This is a genomic window from Chryseobacterium sp. StRB126 (assembly GCF_000829375.1).
Lineage (GTDB): Bacteria > Bacteroidota > Bacteroidia > Flavobacteriales > Weeksellaceae > Chryseobacterium.
Window position 1 is genome coordinate 3,515,592 of sequence record NZ_AP014624.1, and the last position, 16,804, is coordinate 3,532,395.

The following is a 16,804-nucleotide window of genomic DNA, read 5'->3' on the forward strand; positions in this document are numbered from 1 at the left end:
CAATTCAATATTTCAATCCATAAAAAATTAGATTCCTTATAGATAAGACAATTCAAAATTTAAAACGTTACAATATTTAACATTTATTTTGAAAAGTTTTAAAATAAAAAAAAGCCCTTAGAGCTGCTTGTATGTTTTAATGTAAATAGATTCCGAAATACCAGGTCCATGCTATTAAAATAATCTGCATGGGGATTCTTTGAGAGTAAAGATATTGCATTCCCGGGCCGGTGTAATCTGCTTTAAAAATATTTATTTTCTTTTGAGATGAATTGATATTGGCAATAAAAACCAATACATAAAAAACAATCAATAAAATGGCTGTTATTTCACGAATAGCAGGAATCATGAGCCCTATTCCAGCAGCAATTTCTAAAAGTCCGGTACAATATACCCAAAACATTTTAGCAGGAATAAAATCGGGAATCATCATGGCCATTCCTTTCTGAAATTTAAAATGGGAAAAACCTGTAAATATGATAAAAACTGCCATACCAAGGTTTCCTGAAAATAAAAGATCAGGCTTTCCCTGAACCACCATGGTTCCCAGTAAAGCTAAGATAAATGTACCGAAGAGGATTACTAATAGTTTCATATTTTTCTGAATTGAGACAAGAGATTAGGAGATTTGAGATAAGAGACTTACGTTGCCAACCGGCAACTTTATCCTTTGAGCTTCAAACTCTTTTACACTGCACTAAGGTTAACTCCTTCCGCCAGGTTCTTCACTATCATCAGTCCTTTTGTAAATCCTGTATTCATATGATCCCGCCATTCTTTTTCTACCTGAACTTCTGTATGAAGTTTTGTTTTTCCGTCAAGATCAATCAGAAAATATTTTTCAAAACAACCGCTCCATTCCATCACCTCTTTGCTTTGTGTGTCTTCTACTCCGTTTTCAGTCATTCCCAAATGTTTAAAAACAATTTGGCGGGGTTCATCCAGACTGTCTATGGTAGAAACCATTCCATCTCCTTTTTCATTCAGGAAATAGGTCTTTCCACCTATCTGCCAGTCAGATTTCATGACAGAAGATCCTGCACCAAAGTATTGTGTCCATTGACTGTAAGTTTCCGGACTCCAAAGAATGTCCCATACTTTCTGTAAGGGAGCATTTATTATTGTTTCGTACGATAAGGTTTCCATGTTTTAAAATTTTTGTGATTGATTGTGTTCCAATAAAGACTTCTTTAAAGCTGATTTTCCGAAAGATGTTTAACGATATTCATTGCTTTTGGAAATTTTTCTTCAAAAAAAGATTTAAACTCAGCCGGAGTATTAATAGCTACTTTTAATAATGTTCCTTCGTCATTTTCTTCCAGGAAGTAAGCTTCTGTTGCATCGCCCCATTCCTGAGCAACCTCAATTCCTTCATAAATTTCTCCTAAATGCAGAAACGTTATTTCCTGATTGGGAATCACTTTTGTAACCCGGCTGTACATCCCATTGTTTTTGGGATCTAAGAATTTTATGATGTTATTCTCTTCTAATGTTCCTTCATAAAAAGAGCCTTCCGTGAAAGCAGTAGTCCATTGTCTGTAAGTAATACCACCCCAAAGGACACTCCATACTTTTTCTGGTTCTGCATTAATTTCTATTTCGTATGATAATTGTTCCATGCTATCTATATTTTATTTCAGAGGCAAAATAACCTTAAGAATTATAAGCATCTTCTAAATCCTGAATAATAATTTTCTGCATTTTCATCATGGCCTGTACCACTTTATAAGCCTTCTCCTGGTTAGGATCATTCATCAGCTGAATCAACCTTTTAGGTACAATCTGCCAGCTTAAGCCGTATTTATCTTTTAACCAGCCACACATACTTTCTCTTCCTCCATGTGAGGTAAGAGCATTCCAATAAGTATCGGTTTGTTGCTGTTCATCCGTCATTATTACCAGCGATATTCCTTCATTAAAATCAAACTTGTGATCGTAAGAATTATCCATGCAGAATAATGAGTAGCCATCAATGATAAAATTGGCATGCTGAACATTTTCTGCCGGCTCTGGGATAGGATGTCCTTCACTTCCTTCACCATATTTTAAAATGTTTCCAATGCTTGAATTAGGGAATGTCTGGGTATAAAGTTCCATCGCTTCTTTGGCTTTTCCATTATTTTCATGAATAAACATCAAAGTTGGAACTATTTTCTGTTCCTGTGGCTTTTCTCCTAAGAACAATTGCCACGTCACTCCATATTTATCCTGAACCCAACCATATTTCTTACTCCAGGAATAAGAGCCAAGCTCCATGAGAGCCAATCCTCCTTCCAGTAGCTGATCCCAATATTTTTGAACTTCATCTTCCGTATCACAGATGACCATAAACGAAATAGAAGGATTCTTTTTGAACTGAGCGCCACCATTAAGAAGCATTAATCTCTGCCCAAATAAATCAATATTCATAACAACCGGAGTATCTGCTGTAATTTCACCGCCAAAAACCTTACAGTAAAATTCCGCGGATGGCTTGGCGTCTCCGTCGTACCAAAGACATGGGAAAATATCGTTATTCATAAGTTTAAATTTTTAAGGTTGATTTTATAGGCAATTTATTCATAAAATCTGTAGAAACTGTAGAATTCTGTAAGATTTTTTATGTTGAGATTCTTCATTAGCTTTGCTTCATTCAGAATGACAAAAACTCTGTTTTCTTTTTATCTCGCGGATTGAATTGATTTGGCAGATCATTGAGATTTAAAAATCTGCGGAATCTGTAAAATCTGCGGGAAAATTTCTATGTTGAGATTCTTCATTATGTGCTGCTTCATTCAGAATGACAGGGCTTGTGTTTTTAGGTTTATTAATACATTTATTATCTATAGGAATAATAAGATATAAAGCAAAAGAGATATAATGCCCTTACGTTCAAAGATCAATATATTCCTCTATCCGCAACGACACGATAAAAAATCAAGCTTTTTTATTTTTATGCTTCTTTAAAACACATCTGATGCTCCTTCATATAATCTTTCAGCTTCAACACTGTATTTTTTCCGAAACCATGTAATTGTAAGATCTCCTTTTCAGAATAATCCGACAGTTTTTCCAAAGAATTTATTTTTTCTTTCTTCAAGGCTTTTCTTGCAGGCACTGCAATCACTCCAAGAAGAAAATCCTCCTCAGGATCATAGCTAACAGCATAAATGGAATTCAAACTCTTTGACATGATAACTAAATTGATCATGGCTACAAAAAATGTTTTTAATGATTCTCAACATACTTATGGAAATTATTGAGAATAGCATACCAGCCATCTCTCTGCATTTCCACAGAATTTTGTTTCTCCGGATCGAAAATTTCAATCACTTTTGTGGTATTCTCATCAATCTTATCAAAGATCACTTCTACTTTACGCCCGTCTTCCATGTGATATTTTATAAGTTTGTGAGGGATTACTTCATCATATACCCCTTCAAAATCAAAGGCGAAGCTTTTATCCTTTGCTTCCATTTTGTTTTTAAACTTTCCACCTACCTTCAGATCATTTTCAGAACTGGGACAATGCCAGCTTTCATGGGCAAAATTCCATCTGGTAATGTGTTTGGGTTCGTTGAAGTAATTCCATACTTTTTCTACCGGTGCTAAAATGGTAATGTCTATTTTAATTGGATCCATAGTTTAATTTTTTTAATTGAATAAAAGAGCTGCCCGAAAACGGGCATCTCTTTTTTATAATTAGTTAAATATAAGATTATTTCCCGTATTCTTCATTATAGTTCACCATCCAATGGACACCATATTTATCCTGAAAACTTCCAAAATAGTCGCCCCAAAACTGATCTTCAATGGGCATTTCTATATTCCCGCCTTCAGAAAGACCTTTGAAAAGTCTATCAGCTTCTTCTCTTGAATCCGGGAAAATAGAAACATAATTATTATTCCCCACATTTAACTTCTGTCCAAAGCTGGGAACAATATCTGAGGCCATTAAAAGATCTCCTCCAATGGGTAGTGCAATATGCATTACTCTGTTTTTTTCTTCCTCAGAAAGATTTTCAGTACCGGGAGCATTTCCCATTTTATGAATTTCACCTACGAATTCACCTCCAAAAACTGATTTGTAAAAATTGAAAGCTTTTTCAGCTGTTCCATCAAAATTTAGATATGGATTTAATTTTGCCATGATTTTTAATTTTAAAATGTTATTATTTTTCGAAACACAAATGACACCAATGTCCTACTGTGAAAAATAAATGTAATTAGTGATTATGATGATTTAAAAATGTTTCTACTTCTTTAATGGTAAAGTTGATTAAATTTTCATTGAGACTACCATCAAAATCAGCCATCATATATACTCCATGGGTGCCGGGAAGAATCATTAACTGCGAGTTCTCTACCAGCCGCCACATGGCTACGGTATGTTCAGGTTTCATCACATCCTTATCACCACTGATGAATAATACAGGTGACTGAATGGAACTTAGTACTTCATCATCCCAGTCTACAAAGGTTTGCATTCTTTTACTATCCTTATCAAAGAGGTTTTCCAGCTTAGAAAAGTCAGGATTGATGTTTAGAAAATTAATTTTGAGGGGTTCAGGCATAGATTCAAAAGTAGCTTCGGTCATCATTTCGAAAAAGCCATCCATCATGCCTTCTCTTTTATAAAATGCTGAAGCCACCACCAGCTTTTCTACAATCCTAGGATGGCGGTATGCTATCTGCATAACAGTATTTCCGCCATTACTGAATCCCCAGAAAGAAGCTTTATGAATATTAAGCGCTGCCAAAAGCGCTGCCACATCATCGGCATCCTGTTCAAATGTTTCAGGAATATTGCGGTGTTCACTTAGACCATGATTCTGAAGATCTATTCCGATGAACTGAAACTTGTTTTCCAGTCTTTCAATTACCTCTTTATAGTCATACAAAATAGAGGAACCTCCTCCATGAATTAAAACGAGAGGTTTTCCGGAACCGTATATTTCATAATACAATTGGATTCCGTTAACGCGTTTATATCCTTTTTCTATTGGGTTCATCATTAATAGGTAAGGTTTTCATCTACATCATACTTCATTCCCGGATAGTCTAAAATTCTTCGCATCAAACCGATTTGCCCACTGAGATAGTCTTCCCGGCCGATGCACATTCCTACAAAATTGAGTTTGGTTTCTTTAATGAAAGGAATATTCATCCCTATTTCGAACATTTCATCCAACTCTTCGTCTGTTACTTCAAACAACTTCTGATATACTTTTTGAGAAATATCATGAAAGTTTTTCTTCAAGTCAGCCAATGTAGGATATTGATAACTTTCATCCAATGCTTTCCCCTGAAAGAACAGGTCATTATTAGGATCCTGTTCCTGAAGCCCTAATACCCAGCCAAGGCCATAGCGCATATTCACAAAGTTTCCTGCCATCCAAACAATATGATTGGTTTTGTTTTCAATTCTTTTCAGGGCGTCTTCTTCCGAAATGCCATCCAAAACGTTTATAAAGCTTTGGGTATGCATTCTATAAGCCGGAATAATGAGTTCCATTTTTTTTGATTTTGGTGTGTTCATTATTTTTTTTTTTAGTTAGAAACTAAATATTTTAAGTTGGAAAACGCAAAGGCACAAACATTTTTTCTTTTATTATGGATATTTAAAGCGCAAGAAAATCAAAGATTTTCAGCAAGTAAATTCTAAAGTAACCTCTACAATTTTATCGGAGATAAAATCCTTGCGCCTTAAAGCATTTAACTTAAAAATAACTTTGCGTTTTCCAGCAATTTTATCATTTATTTTCTCTTGTTGATTTTACAGATTAAGCCGATCTTTATACTCAATAACCTACTTTATGGCACCGGGTTTCCCAAGAATTCTGCGGAGATAGCCCAATTGTCCTGCGTGATAAATTTCATGAAGACAAAGGGTTGAAATATCGTTAACATTTTCTGCATTAAAATGTTCCATAGTATTCAGTTTTGCTTCCAGTTTATCCTGAGATTGTTGGAGATATGATTTAAGTTCTTCAAAATTGATCAGCTCACCTTTCCGCTCCAAAGCGATTTCTCCCCTATTATAACATGAAAATTTTTCACTATCCCAAACCGATTCTTCGCCCAGAATATTCAATAGTGGATTTCTAATGTAAATCAGGTGACCCAAAATCCAGTTCATGCAGTTAGCTTCGTTATTGGGAAAGATCATTGATTCTTTATGAGTAATGCCTTCTGTATTCAGTGTCACAATCTTGATAGTACTTGAGACTTGGTTTTTCACCAATTCTATCTCATTCGATTTTACTTCCATCTCTCATGTGATGTTTTGATTAATAAGTTATTCGGAGGGGATCTGGGATGCATCTGCATACATTACTTCCCACTGATGTCCGTTTAAATCAGCAAAAGCACTTTGATACATCCAGCCATGATCCATAGGTTCGCTGTATTTAGAGCCTCCATTTTCAATGGCTGTTTTTACCATTCCATCTACTTCTTCTCTACGTTCTACTCCAATGGCAAGAAGCACCTGGGTTGTATCTCCTTTAGCAAAAGGTCTGTTGGTAAAGGTTTGGAAAAACTCTTCTTTCAGAAACATCGCGTAGATATGATCTTCTTTCATTATCACACATACTGCTTTATCATCTGAAAACTGTTCGTTAATAGAAAAACCAAGTGTTGTCCAGAATGCTCTGGTTTTCTGTACGTCTTTTACAGGTAAATTGACATAGATTTGATTGATTTTCATTTTTTATAATTTTAGTGTTAAACTTTTAACCAAAATTACCAAGGTGTGATGAAAATCTACTTGTCATAGGGCAAGATTTAAATTTTCTTGGGATGGGAAACCAATTCTTTACGGATTCTGCTTAGGGAAGTGTCTGTTACTCCAAGGTAAGAGGCAATCTGTTTTAATGGAGCAAATTGTATAACTTTTGATTTCTGTTCCAACAGATTCAGGTATCTTCTTGTAGCTGAAAGAGTGAACATTTCCACAGATCTTTGTTTATAATCAAAAAGCTCTTTAGACATCCATGCTCTTCCCCATTCTCTAAGGTTGGGAATTTTATGGAATAGCTCCTGAAAAGTATCGTAATCCAGCTTCCAACATTCACATTCTGTGATACATACAATATTTTCCTGTGTCGGGATTCTCTGAAACATGGATAGGACCTCAATAATTACCTCATTCTCCACGAAAAAATGGGTTGTCACTTCATTTCCATTAAAATCATTGACAAATGAACGAGCCAGTCCGCTATCCAGAATATAGTATTCATTGGCCATTTTGCCTTCTTCAAGAATAAAATCGCCTTTTTGAAAGGATGTTTTTTCGTGGGCCTGAAATATTTCATCAAGTTCTTCCTGAAGAAAAAAAGGAAAATCGTAACATATTTCGAGGGACTTGTGAGTCATTTGATCATTTTTTTAAGACTTTAAAAATAAAATTTTTAATTGAATTAAAGATAATAATTATTAAACAATATCATATTACAAGCATTTCATACCACATATTTCATTGAATTTATGATAACTTAACAAAAGTAAATAATTAAACAAAGGTTTGATTAAAGGAGTGAACCACCCCGTCAAATCTGCGATCTGACACTCCTCCAGTAGAGGGGATTGGTTATACAGATATTTGTCTTTATTTTAAGTGAAATTAAGATTTGGAAAGTTAGCATTGTCTGTATTTTAATGCGGAGGTTTATATTTTCCTCTTAAAATAAAGATAGCTGGATAGGTTTAGGCGGGGTTGGTTTCTGAGCATCACCCATAACCGTTTTTCCCCCAAAGCGCCATGAATTCTGACGTTCATCTTCAATAACCTCCTGAATATCAAAGTTCGGAGTGAAATCTTTTTCGGCTCTGGCTACAATCTGATGAAGTTTATTTAAGGTATTTAACTTATCTGAGTTTCCCAATTTTGACTTTTCGATTCCTTTTCTGAGAATACTGATGCTTTCATCATATACATTGACTGGAACCGGGAATGGATGTCCGTCTTTTCCTCCATGAGCAAAGGAAAACCTTGCAGGATCGCTAAATCTTGATGGCGCTCCATGAATCACTTCACTTACCAAAGCCAGAGACTGCATGGTTCTCGGTCCAACACCTTCCAGCATCAGTAAATCTTCAAAATTCTGAGGCTGCTGTTCACGGGTGATATATAAAAGGGCACCCAAACGTTTAAGATCAACATCGGAAGCCTGTACATCATGGTGGGCAGGAAGTATTAATCTTGAAAAATCTTTCATAACGTCTATGGAATCTGTGTGAGAAATATCCAGAATTCCTTTCCGGTTCTCTGCTGCTTCGGAATCGGTAAGATTTAAAATGCGTCCTCTTGAAATCCCGTTAATTCCGGTATGCGGTTCTTCTACAAATGAAGTTATATTTTCAGAATGCCAATGATAGCGTCTTGCCGTTCCATCCGAGTCATGCATGCCCTGTTGAATGACACTCCAGCTTCCATTATCAGACAGAATAAAATTATGCAGATACAATTGATATCCATCCTGAATGGCTGTATTATCAACTTTAGCAGAAAGTTTGCTGGCTCTTACTAATTCGTTTCCATCCAAGCCTGTTTTCTCAGCAATCTGAATGAGTTCTGATGGTGTTTCTCTGGAAAACTTTCCTTTCCCACCACAAATATAAAGTCCCAGTGATTGAGAATTGGGATTAATAGAACGTTTCAAAGCTCCCATTACTGAAGTGGTTATTCCTGAAGAATGCCAGTCCATGCCCATTACCGCTCCGAAACTTTGAAACCAAAACGGATCTGCCAATCTGCGAAGCACTTCATCTTTACCATAATCTGTCAGGATAGCTTCAACAATAGAAAGTCCAAGAACAGACATACGTTCATACAGCCAAGGTGGTACTTTGCCATAGTGAAGGGGTAAATCTGCGGTTCCTGAACGTTTCATTTTTCAATTTTGAAAGAACAAAGTTAGGCTTAATATTCCAAATGAATGCTGAACCGAATCCATAAAAATATTCCTCAAAAATTGGTAATGTTTTCTTTTTTTATGATTTTTGTCCGGTAGGTTTTCAGACCACTTATTCATGGGAATAAAATTCTAAAGCTCCATGCTTTTCATTATCAAACTTTTCATTGAAAATGATTTTATTTCCAAAGGGATCGTTAACGGTGAAAGAAACGGCATCATAGAACGTCTTTTCAAGACCGGGACGGTTGTATTTGTAGTTTTTATCGATAAGTTCTTTATGATATTCCGCAACACTTTCACCCCAGATAAAAATACTACTTCCGGGGCTTGCATCTCCATGATGTTCACTTAAATGAAGAACAATATTCACTTTTTTCACCTCCAGATAAGCAGGCATATTTTCTTTGAAACGATGTTCCCAGACAATTTCAAAGCCCAGCCAGTCAATATAAAACTCCAGCATCTTTTGATAATCAAAAATTCTGAAGACAGGAATAATTTGTTCTGCTTTCATGATATGGTTAAGGTTTTTGGGGGATTATTTTTCAGATTTTGGCTAAAGCCAGATGATGGTTTCTTTCTTATGAAAGCGGACTAAAGTCCGCTCCTATCGAATGAAATGCTATTTCTTTATTGATGGGAAAGAATATTAATTAATTTTCCAAAAGGATCTTTTACAAAAAACCTGCGGACCCCCCAATTTTCATTGGTGATTTCATAGGTAATTTCAAAGCTGGCTTGCTTCATTTTATCATAGATTTCATCCACATTATCTACTTCAATGGATAAATCCGGAACTTCGGTGTTATTTCCGCCCTGTTCCGCAAAACTGATCTGTACTTTTGTTTCTTCATCAGTTCCGAGGGTTTTAATCCAGCCATGATCCATCAATACATCAAGTTCTAAAATATCCTGATAAAAGAGGTTTCCTTTCGTAAGGTCACCCGTTTTTATATTGGCTACGATTCTTTTTACCATTTTGATCTTTATTCATAAAAAAAGCTCTGTGAAAATACTTAAAATTTTCCAGAGCCTTATAGGTATTTATGATTAATTTATATTTTAAAGAGAAGCTGCCGCTTCTAAAATCAATTGCGTAACTTCTTCAGGATGTGAAGCTAATGATGCATGTCCGGCATCCAATGTAATGATTTTTTTAGGCTGCATACGTTCTGCCATTTCTTTTTCCGTTTCAGCCGGAATCATACGATCGCCAGAGGAAATCTGGTACCAGCTTGGTTTTGTTTTCCATGCCGGTTCTCCTGCAACATCTCCGAAACACTGCCCATGGATAGGTTTTTGAGACAATGCCATTACCAACGCTTTATCATCTTCCAGATCCTGACTGAAGGCGGACTTAAACTCATCATATTTGATCCACAAAAAGCCTTTACTATCTGGGTAAATACTTGCTCCACCAGGAGATTCTCTTCTTCCTAAAAGAGATCCTAGACTATCACCGGCATCGGGAGCAAAAGCTGCAATATAAACCAACCCAACTACTTTGTCATGATGTCCGGCTCCTGAAATAACTGCTCCACCATAAGAATGTCCTACTAAAAGAACTTTTCCTTCCTGAGCATCAATCAGATCTTTTGTTTTATCAATATCGTTTTGCAGAGAAGTAAGCGGATTCTGAACGCTTCTTACTTTATACCCTGCTTTCACCAAAGAAGGAATAATGTATTGCCAGTGAGATCCGTCTCCCCAAGCTCCGTGTACTAAAATAATGGTTAAATCTTTTTGTTCCATGATGTTAAGTATTAAATTTTAATAATGTAAAGCTACAACCTAAAAACACCTCCGGACGTTAACTTAAGTTAATTTACAATCCTGCTCCGGATTCTGCTCAATGACTGCTCTGTAACCCCCAGATAACTTGCAATATGTTTCTGTGCTATTTTCTGAAAAAGGAGAGGCTGCTTTTTTAGAAGGTTCAGATACCTGTTTTCCGGTGAAAAACATATCAGATCATCAATTCTTTTTTTTGCATCCAGATAGATTTTCTCACTCATCACCCGCCCGAATTTCTGCCAATACGCTTCTTTCTGATATAACATCTGTAAATGTTCTTTGCTCAACAGCAAAATCTCACAATTTTCCAGTGCCTGAATATTCATATTGGATACGGTATCACAAAGTATGCTTTCATAATCAGTAAAAAATTCATTTTCAAAATAAAATCCGAAGTTGATTTCTCTACCTTGGTCATTGATATAAAAGCATCTGATTGTTCCTTTCTTGATAAATCCCAAATACCTGCATTTATCACCCTGCTTCAGAAAGAAATCTAATTTTAAAAGCTGGGTATCCTTAAGAAGGGAATAAAACTCATCGAAATGTTCCTGATCTACCTGAAAGAGTTCTCCGTATTTTTCGTAGTGGTTTAAGATCATATATTGTGTATTTTGGATTCAAAAAAAGCCTTGCAAATTAGTTTCACAAGGCTTTTTACAAAGATTATTTCTACTATTTGTTCAATGCTGCCAATGCGGCATCGTAGTTAGGTTCGTCAGCAATTTCTGAAACCTGCTCAGTATAAACCACTTTATTGTTTTCATCTGTAACAATTACGGCACGGCTTAATAAACCTTTCAATGGAGAATCTGTAATGGTTACTTCATAATCATCACCAAAGCTGCTTCTGAAATCTGAAAGAGTTTCAACTTTATCTAATCCTTCTGCTGCACAGAATCTTCCTAATGCAAACGGAAGGTCTTTAGAAACATTGATTACAACAGTGTTATCCAATTTTGAAGCTTCTTCATTGAATTTTCTGCTGGAAGCAGCACAAGTAGGAGTATCAATACTTGGGAAAATATTGAACACTTTCTTTTTTCCTTCAAAAGTCTCAAGAGTCTTCACATTTAATCCTGAATCAACCAATGCAAAATCTTTAACCATAGTTCCTACAGCTGGTAATGTTCCTATTGTGTGTACTTCGTTTCCTTTTAAAGTGATTGTCGTTGACATAATATTTATTTTTTTAGTTTTTCAAATTTAATCAAAATAGAAAATTTTCCTATCTAATATAAGGTTAAATTAATCTTAAAGTGAAAATAAAAATACTTTAGACTGGCCATCAGTTTTTTATACAATTCCCAACCTAACCTCCACTCTTAAAAACTTCAAAGTTGAATTTAATATCAATTTTAACGGAACCGAGAATATACAATTGTTCAGATCTAAAAATCAAAAAGACGCTTTTTGCTTCTTTTTTTATTTAAAATTCCCTAAAAAAACAATCATATTTAGTAAATTTGTAGGACTTTAATTTCAAATAATAAATAACAGTATAATGTCAGAAAAATCAAAAATTTACTACACATTAACGGATGAAGCACCAATGCTGGCTACCCACTCGTTTTTACCTATTGTAAAAGCTTTCACTAAATCAGCAAACATCGAGATCGCTGTTCCGGATATTTCCCTGGCAGGCAGAATCTTAGCTAACTTCCCTGAGTTTTTAAAGGATGACCAGAAAATTGGTGATGCTTTGGCAGAATTAGGAGAATTAGCAACTCAACCGGATGCTAACATCATCAAATTACCAAATATTTCTGCTTCTGTTCCTCAATTGGATGCAGCTATTGCTGAATTACAAGGAAAAGGTTTTGCAGTACCTAATTATCCTGCTGAGCCTAAGAATGATGAAGAGAAAGCCATTAAAGCTAAATACGCAAAGGTTTTAGGAAGTGCTGTAAACCCTGTATTAAGAGAAGGAAACTCTGATAGACGTGCTCCAAAAGCTGTTAAAAACTATGCAAAAGCAAATCCTCACAGAATGGGTGATTGGGCTTCTGACAGCAAAACTGACGTAGCACACATGAACAATGGTGATTTCTACGGAACAGAAAACTCTACAACGTTAGAAAACGCAACAAAATATAGAATCGTATTCAAAGGAAATGAGGGTGAAACAGTATTGAAAGACTTTGCAGGTCTTCAGGCTGGTGAGGTAATCGATTCTTCTGTAATGAACCTTAATGCTTTGAAAGTATTTGTTCAGGAGGCTATTGAAGAGGCTAAGAAAAGAAATGTACTTCTTTCTGCTCACCTTAAAGCGACGATGATGAAAATCTCTGACCCAATTATTTTCGGGGCTATCGTAGAAACTTTCTTCAAAGAGGTATTTACTAAATATGCTGAGACTTTCAAGTCTTTAGATATTAATCCAAACAACGGTCTTGCTGATCTTTTTGAAAAAATCAAAGGAAATGCTCAGGAAGCGGACATTAAAGCGGATATTGAAAAAGCTTTGGCTGAAGGACCAAGAGTGGCTATGGTAAATTCTGACAAAGGAATTACAAACTTCCACGTTCCTTCTGACATCATTGTTGACGCATCTATGGCTGCTCTTGTAAGAGGCGGAGGTAAAATGTGGAATAAGGATGGAAACGAAGAAGATACAGTTTGTATCATCCCGGACCGTTCTTATGCAGGTTTCTATCAGTCTGTAATTGACGATATGAAAGCGCACGGAAAATTAGACCCAACAACTATGGGATCTGTTCCAAACGTAGGTTTAATGGCTCAAAAAGCCGAAGAATACGGTTCTCATGATAAAACATTCCAATTGTCTTCTGACGGAACTGTAGAAGTTCAGGATGAGGCTGGAAACGTTCTTCTTTCTCAAAAAGTTGAAGCTGGTGATATCTTCAGAATGTGCCAGACTAAAGATGCTCCTATTCAGGATTGGGTAAAACTAGCGGTAAACAGAGCTAGACTTTCTGATACTCCTGCTATTTTCTGGTTAGATAAAGGAAGAGCTCATGATAGAGAAATGATCAAAAAAGTTGAAAAATATTTAGCTGATCATGATACAAACGGGCTTGACATTAAAATTCTTGATGTTAAAGATGCCATGACGGAAACGTTGAAAAGAGCAAGAGAAGGTAAGGATACTATTTCTGTTTCAGGAAACGTATTAAGAGATTACTTAACAGACCTTTTCCCAATTCTTGAACTTGGTACTTCTGCAAAAATGCTTTCTATTGTTCCATTGATGAACGGTGGTGGTTTGTTTGAAACAGGTGCCGGAGGTTCTGCTCCAAAACACGTTGAGCAATTCTTAGAAGAAGGATACCTAAGATGGGATTCTCTAGGTGAATTCTTAGCATTACAGGCATCTTTAGAGCATTTAGCACAAACTCAGGGAAATACAAAATCTCAGGTTTTAGCAGATGCATTGGATGAAGCTAACGCTAAATTTTTAGCTACCGATAAATCTCCTGCCAGAAAAGTAGGTCAGATTGACAACAGAGGTTCTCACTTCTATTTAGCAATGTATTGGGCTGAAGCTTTAGCTAACCAAACTGCTGATGCTGAATTAGCGGCTCAGTTTGCTCCGATTGCTGCTGCAATGCAGGAAAATGAAGAAGTAATTAATGCTGAATTAATTGGTGCTCAAGGTAAGCCTCAAAATATTGAAGGATACTACAAAACTGATACGTATAAAACATACGCCGCCATGAGACCAAGTACTGTTTTAAACGAAATCATTGACGGAATCTAATTTCTGAAAATAATATACATACAAAGCTCCTTTTTTAAGGGGCTTTTTTATTGAAAAACTTAAGCGAATCCTGTCATTTTAAATAAAATTTATCAATCCCCAGGCTGAATTATCAACACTCCATCCAAATATTAAAAATAAAACAATATTCATTTCAGTTTTCCTATTTTTTCAATATGTTTGTAAAAAACAGACTATCTTAATGAAAAAAATTTACATCCTTGCCCTTTCTTTGTCAACGATCGCTTTTGCCCATGCTCAGGAAAATGAAAATCATATTGATGAAGTGGCTATTCATACAAGATCAAAAGTTATAAAAGAAAGGGAAGAATTTAAAAAACATGCACAATCCACGGAAATAGTCTCCGAGTATGAAATCAACCGTAATAACCCCGCCTTTATAGAACAGAGCCTTAATACCATGGCTGGTGTTCAGGTAGAAAAAAGAACCCAGCTGGGTGGCCAGAGAATTGTCATCCGTGGATATGGGAACGATCAGAAATTCAACAACTGGGGCATCAAAATGTACCTCAACAATATTCCGCTTACCGGAGCTGATGGTGTCACTGTTTTGGATGATGTCAACTTCGGACTGGTCAATCGTATAGAAGTTGTAAAAGGCCCTGCGGCAACATTATACGGCGGAGGTTCCGGAGGTGCAGTAAGGTTGTATATGCAGCCGGAAAGCAAAAAAGGCAATTCTGTTTCTGAGCAGTTCATGACCGGATCTTTCGGATTATTTCAAAGCTTTACTTCTGCAACAAGTGTGGGAGATAACTATTCCATTGCTGCCAACTATGGACATATTGGAAGTGACGGATACCGCCCTCACGGTAAAAGCATTAAAAACTTTTATAATATCAATGGGGAGTTTAAGCTTAATTCCAATCAGAAAATAACGTTACTAGCGTCTCATGGTAATTCATTGGAACAGGTTTCCGGTCAGATTTCCTATGACGATTATTATAATGGAATTGATAATGGAAACTTTGCCTACATCAGGCGTGGGGCGAAAACAAAATTTGTTACTTCAAGGGTAGGAATCGGACATATCTGGAAGATTACTCCTAATTTCAAAAATAACACCACCGTTTTCTATACGGGTACAACAGGTGAGAGAATTGCTGCCGGCGCTAACGAAACCTCCTCTTTTTCTAATTATGGGTTCAGATCTGTATTTGAATTTAATAAGGAGTGGGAGCATTTCAAAAGTCAGACAGAATTTGGGGCTGAAATTCAGCAATCACAATCCACCATTACCAATTATCGCTATAAAAGTGTAAAAATTACAGAAGAACCCGTCTTAAGGCCTCTGTACGATGGTTCTTACTTCAATAACACCAACAATCAGTCCAATTATTTTGCGGTTGAAAAAATCACTTATAAGCCTTGGGATTTGATGTTTCTTGCAGGAGTCAGTATCAACCAACTTAGCTATAAAAGGAAAGATCTTTTAGCACTTCCGGGATTATTTGTTGTCAATGGTAAGGATCTTTACAATAAAGATTTATCGTTTGATAAGAAGTTCAGCGCAGTGGCAAGTCCACATTTTGCTTTACAGAAAACATGGAACAATCAGATCTTTAACCTTAGTTACAGTGAAGGATATAACGCTCCTACTTCCGTAACGGCTTTTATCACTGGTTTGAATGTGACAAATGATAATCTTGTGGCTGAAAAAGCAAAAATGTGGGATTTCAGTATTCAGGGACTGATAGATGATACTTCTATAGATTATCAGTTTTCATTATTTAGTATCAATATTAAAGATAAGCTTACCCAGCTAGGCGGAAGAATGTCTAATCCGGAACAAACACCTTATACATACTGGGCTAATACTGGAGAACAAAAAAATAAAGGTCTGGAAATGAGTGTAGGCTATTCTTACAAACCGAAAAACTTATTTATTTCAAGAGTTCAGCCTTTTGTAAGCTATACTTATAATGATTTTAAATATTCCACTTATTTTAAAGAAAACGGAGATAAAGCTAATGTAGTAGGTGTTCCTAAAACAAAGATATCTGTAGGATTGGATTTTGATACCAATATCGGTTTGTACTGGCAGAATACCTATAATTATATGGGAAGTGTTTACACAGATTTCATCAATACCAACAAGGTAAAAAGTTTTGGACTTTTAAATTCTAAGATTGGTTATAAACGCAGTTTCAATCAATGGGATCTGGATGTATTTGTAGCCGGAAATAACCTTACCAACCAGATTAATTACACTTTCCTTTTCTACGGAAACAGCATCAATGATTCTGATAAGGATAACCAATATAATAATGCTGCCATTTATACGGATGTGAATCCGGGGTCTAGCAGGGCGTATTTCTTTACAGGATTTAATTTAAAGTATAATTTTTAGGCTTTTGGATAAACCTAGGGA

The 16,804-nt window shown here is 35.9% G+C and carries 20 protein-coding genes; 2 read left to right on the top strand and 18 right to left on the bottom strand.

The window, feature by feature from the left end; translation table 11 throughout:
- Positions 1–136 precede the first annotated feature (136 nt).
- The 18 genes from CHSO_RS15985 to tpx all read right to left on the bottom strand — a co-directional run bounded on the left by CHSO_RS15985 (position 137) and on the right by tpx (position 11,870).
- Positions 137–595 carry a membrane protein gene (locus CHSO_RS15985; protein ID WP_045498067.1) on the bottom strand — a complete coding sequence of 153 codons (459 nt, stop codon included), beginning with the start codon at positions 593–595 and terminating at the stop codon, positions 137–139.
- A gap of 92 nt (positions 596–687) precedes the next feature.
- Complete coding sequence (locus tag CHSO_RS15990; protein WP_045498069.1) at positions 688–1,146, bottom strand: SRPBCC family protein; 459 nt, start codon at positions 1,144–1,146, stop codon at positions 688–690.
- Positions 1,147–1,190: 44 nt separating this feature from the next.
- Positions 1,191–1,619: an ATPase gene (locus CHSO_RS15995; protein ID WP_045498071.1), complete on the bottom strand. Its 429-nt coding sequence runs from the start codon at positions 1,617–1,619 to the stop codon at positions 1,191–1,193.
- A gap of 34 nt (positions 1,620–1,653) precedes the next feature.
- Positions 1,654–2,520 (bottom strand): VOC family protein, encoded by an 867-nt coding sequence (locus tag CHSO_RS16000; protein WP_045498073.1) that lies wholly within the window; start codon positions 2,518–2,520, stop codon positions 1,654–1,656.
- A 412-nt stretch (positions 2,521–2,932) separates the two neighbouring features.
- Complete coding sequence (locus tag CHSO_RS16005; RefSeq protein ID WP_232509081.1) at positions 2,933–3,172, bottom strand: DNA-directed RNA polymerase subunit alpha C-terminal domain-containing protein; 240 nt, start codon at positions 3,170–3,172, stop codon at positions 2,933–2,935.
- A 35-nt stretch (positions 3,173–3,207) separates the two neighbouring features.
- Positions 3,208–3,621, bottom strand: coding sequence for an SRPBCC family protein (locus CHSO_RS16010; protein ID WP_045498076.1), 414 nt, complete (start codon positions 3,619–3,621; stop codon positions 3,208–3,210).
- A gap of 76 nt (positions 3,622–3,697) precedes the next feature.
- The gene (locus CHSO_RS16015) at positions 3,698–4,129 is read right to left on the bottom strand and encodes a VOC family protein (RefSeq protein WP_045498079.1); all 432 of its coding nucleotides are present in this window, start codon (positions 4,127–4,129) and stop codon (positions 3,698–3,700) included.
- Positions 4,130–4,205: 76 nt separating this feature from the next.
- On the bottom strand, positions 4,206–4,994 hold the full coding sequence (locus CHSO_RS16020; protein WP_232509082.1) for an alpha/beta fold hydrolase: 789 nt from the start codon (positions 4,992–4,994) through the stop codon (positions 4,206–4,208).
- Entirely contained in the window at positions 4,994–5,518 is a 525-nt protein-coding gene (locus CHSO_RS16025; protein WP_045498081.1) for a hypothetical protein, read from the bottom strand. The genes CHSO_RS16020 and CHSO_RS16025 overlap by 1 nt, the downstream gene beginning before the upstream one ends.
- A 270-nt stretch (positions 5,519–5,788) precedes the next feature.
- On the bottom strand, positions 5,789–6,250 hold the full coding sequence (locus tag CHSO_RS16030; RefSeq protein ID WP_045498083.1) for a hypothetical protein: 462 nt from the start codon (positions 6,248–6,250) through the stop codon (positions 5,789–5,791).
- 27 nt (positions 6,251–6,277) lie between these two features.
- Complete coding sequence (locus CHSO_RS16035; protein ID WP_045498086.1) at positions 6,278–6,688, bottom strand: VOC family protein; 411 nt, start codon at positions 6,686–6,688, stop codon at positions 6,278–6,280.
- A 77-nt stretch (positions 6,689–6,765) separates the two neighbouring features.
- On the bottom strand, positions 6,766–7,356 hold the full coding sequence (locus CHSO_RS16040; RefSeq protein WP_045498088.1) for a Crp/Fnr family transcriptional regulator: 591 nt from the start codon (positions 7,354–7,356) through the stop codon (positions 6,766–6,768).
- A 305-nt stretch (positions 7,357–7,661) separates the two neighbouring features.
- Positions 7,662–8,873: a DUF763 domain-containing protein gene (locus tag CHSO_RS16045; protein WP_045498091.1), complete on the bottom strand. Its 1,212-nt coding sequence runs from the start codon at positions 8,871–8,873 to the stop codon at positions 7,662–7,664.
- 133 nt (positions 8,874–9,006) lie between these two features.
- Positions 9,007–9,411, bottom strand: a complete 405-nt coding sequence (locus tag CHSO_RS16050; RefSeq protein ID WP_045498093.1) for a glyoxalase superfamily protein — start codon at positions 9,409–9,411, stop codon at positions 9,007–9,009.
- 116 nt (positions 9,412–9,527) lie between these two features.
- A complete protein-coding gene (locus tag CHSO_RS16055; RefSeq protein ID WP_045498096.1) occupies positions 9,528–9,875 on the bottom strand; it encodes a VOC family protein in 348 nt (115 codons plus the stop codon).
- Positions 9,876–9,959: 84 nt separating this feature from the next.
- A complete protein-coding gene (locus tag CHSO_RS16060; RefSeq protein ID WP_045498099.1) occupies positions 9,960–10,649 on the bottom strand; it encodes an alpha/beta hydrolase in 690 nt (229 codons plus the stop codon).
- A gap of 68 nt (positions 10,650–10,717) precedes the next feature.
- Positions 10,718–11,293 (bottom strand): Crp/Fnr family transcriptional regulator, encoded by a 576-nt coding sequence (locus tag CHSO_RS16065; protein ID WP_045498102.1) that lies wholly within the window; start codon positions 11,291–11,293, stop codon positions 10,718–10,720.
- Positions 11,294–11,366: 73 nt separating this feature from the next.
- A complete protein-coding gene (tpx, locus tag CHSO_RS16070; protein WP_045498105.1) occupies positions 11,367–11,870 on the bottom strand; it encodes a thiol peroxidase in 504 nt (167 codons plus the stop codon).
- A 325-nt stretch (positions 11,871–12,195) separates the two neighbouring features.
- Between tpx and CHSO_RS16075 the strand changes: the two genes are divergently transcribed.
- A complete protein-coding gene (locus tag CHSO_RS16075; protein ID WP_045498110.1) occupies positions 12,196–14,412 on the top strand; it encodes an NADP-dependent isocitrate dehydrogenase in 2,217 nt (738 codons plus the stop codon).
- Positions 14,413–14,614: 202 nt separating this feature from the next.
- Complete coding sequence (locus tag CHSO_RS16080; protein WP_045498114.1) at positions 14,615–16,783, top strand: TonB-dependent receptor; 2,169 nt, start codon at positions 14,615–14,617, stop codon at positions 16,781–16,783.
- Positions 16,784–16,804: the final 21 nt, after the last annotated feature.

Excerpts from the sequence above, each read along its gene's own strand:
- CHSO_RS16065 (WP_045498102.1), bottom strand. The coding sequence starts at position 11,293 with ATGATCTTAAACCACTACGAAAAATACGGAGAACTCTTTCAGGTAGAT.
- CHSO_RS16040 (WP_045498088.1), bottom strand. The coding sequence starts at position 7,356 with ATGACTCACAAGTCCCTCGAAATATGTTACGATTTTCCTTTTTTTCTT.
- CHSO_RS16080 (WP_045498114.1), top strand. The coding sequence starts at position 14,615 with ATGAAAAAAATTTACATCCTTGCCCTTTCTTTGTCAACGATCGCTTTT.
- CHSO_RS15985 (WP_045498067.1), bottom strand. The coding sequence starts at position 595 with ATGAAACTATTAGTAATCCTCTTCGGTACATTTATCTTAGCTTTACTG.
- CHSO_RS16075 (WP_045498110.1), top strand. The coding sequence starts at position 12,196 with ATGTCAGAAAAATCAAAAATTTACTACACATTAACGGATGAAGCACCA.
- CHSO_RS16010 (WP_045498076.1), bottom strand. The coding sequence starts at position 3,621 with ATGGATCCAATTAAAATAGACATTACCATTTTAGCACCGGTAGAAAAA.
- CHSO_RS16000 (WP_045498073.1), bottom strand. The coding sequence starts at position 2,520 with ATGAATAACGATATTTTCCCATGTCTTTGGTACGACGGAGACGCCAAG.
- CHSO_RS16050 (WP_045498093.1), bottom strand. The coding sequence starts at position 9,411 with ATGAAAGCAGAACAAATTATTCCTGTCTTCAGAATTTTTGATTATCAA.
- CHSO_RS15995 (WP_045498071.1), bottom strand. The coding sequence starts at position 1,619 with ATGGAACAATTATCATACGAAATAGAAATTAATGCAGAACCAGAAAAA.
- CHSO_RS16015 (WP_045498079.1), bottom strand. The coding sequence starts at position 4,129 with ATGGCAAAATTAAATCCATATCTAAATTTTGATGGAACAGCTGAAAAA.
- CHSO_RS16045 (WP_045498091.1), bottom strand. The coding sequence starts at position 8,873 with ATGAAACGTTCAGGAACCGCAGATTTACCCCTTCACTATGGCAAAGTA.
- CHSO_RS16005 (WP_232509081.1), bottom strand. The coding sequence starts at position 3,172 with ATGTCAAAGAGTTTGAATTCCATTTATGCTGTTAGCTATGATCCTGAG.
- tpx (WP_045498105.1), bottom strand. The coding sequence starts at position 11,870 with ATGTCAACGACAATCACTTTAAAAGGAAACGAAGTACACACAATAGGA.
- CHSO_RS16020 (WP_232509082.1), bottom strand. The coding sequence starts at position 4,994 with ATGATGAACCCAATAGAAAAAGGATATAAACGCGTTAACGGAATCCAA.
- CHSO_RS16035 (WP_045498086.1), bottom strand. The coding sequence starts at position 6,688 with ATGAAAATCAATCAAATCTATGTCAATTTACCTGTAAAAGACGTACAG.
- CHSO_RS16060 (WP_045498099.1), bottom strand. The coding sequence starts at position 10,649 with ATGGAACAAAAAGATTTAACCATTATTTTAGTACACGGAGCTTGGGGA.
- CHSO_RS15990 (WP_045498069.1), bottom strand. The coding sequence starts at position 1,146 with ATGGAAACCTTATCGTACGAAACAATAATAAATGCTCCCTTACAGAAA.
- CHSO_RS16025 (WP_045498081.1), bottom strand. The coding sequence starts at position 5,518 with ATGAACACACCAAAATCAAAAAAAATGGAACTCATTATTCCGGCTTAT.
- CHSO_RS16030 (WP_045498083.1), bottom strand. The coding sequence starts at position 6,250 with ATGGAAGTAAAATCGAATGAGATAGAATTGGTGAAAAACCAAGTCTCA.
- CHSO_RS16055 (WP_045498096.1), bottom strand. The coding sequence starts at position 9,875 with ATGGTAAAAAGAATCGTAGCCAATATAAAAACGGGTGACCTTACGAAA.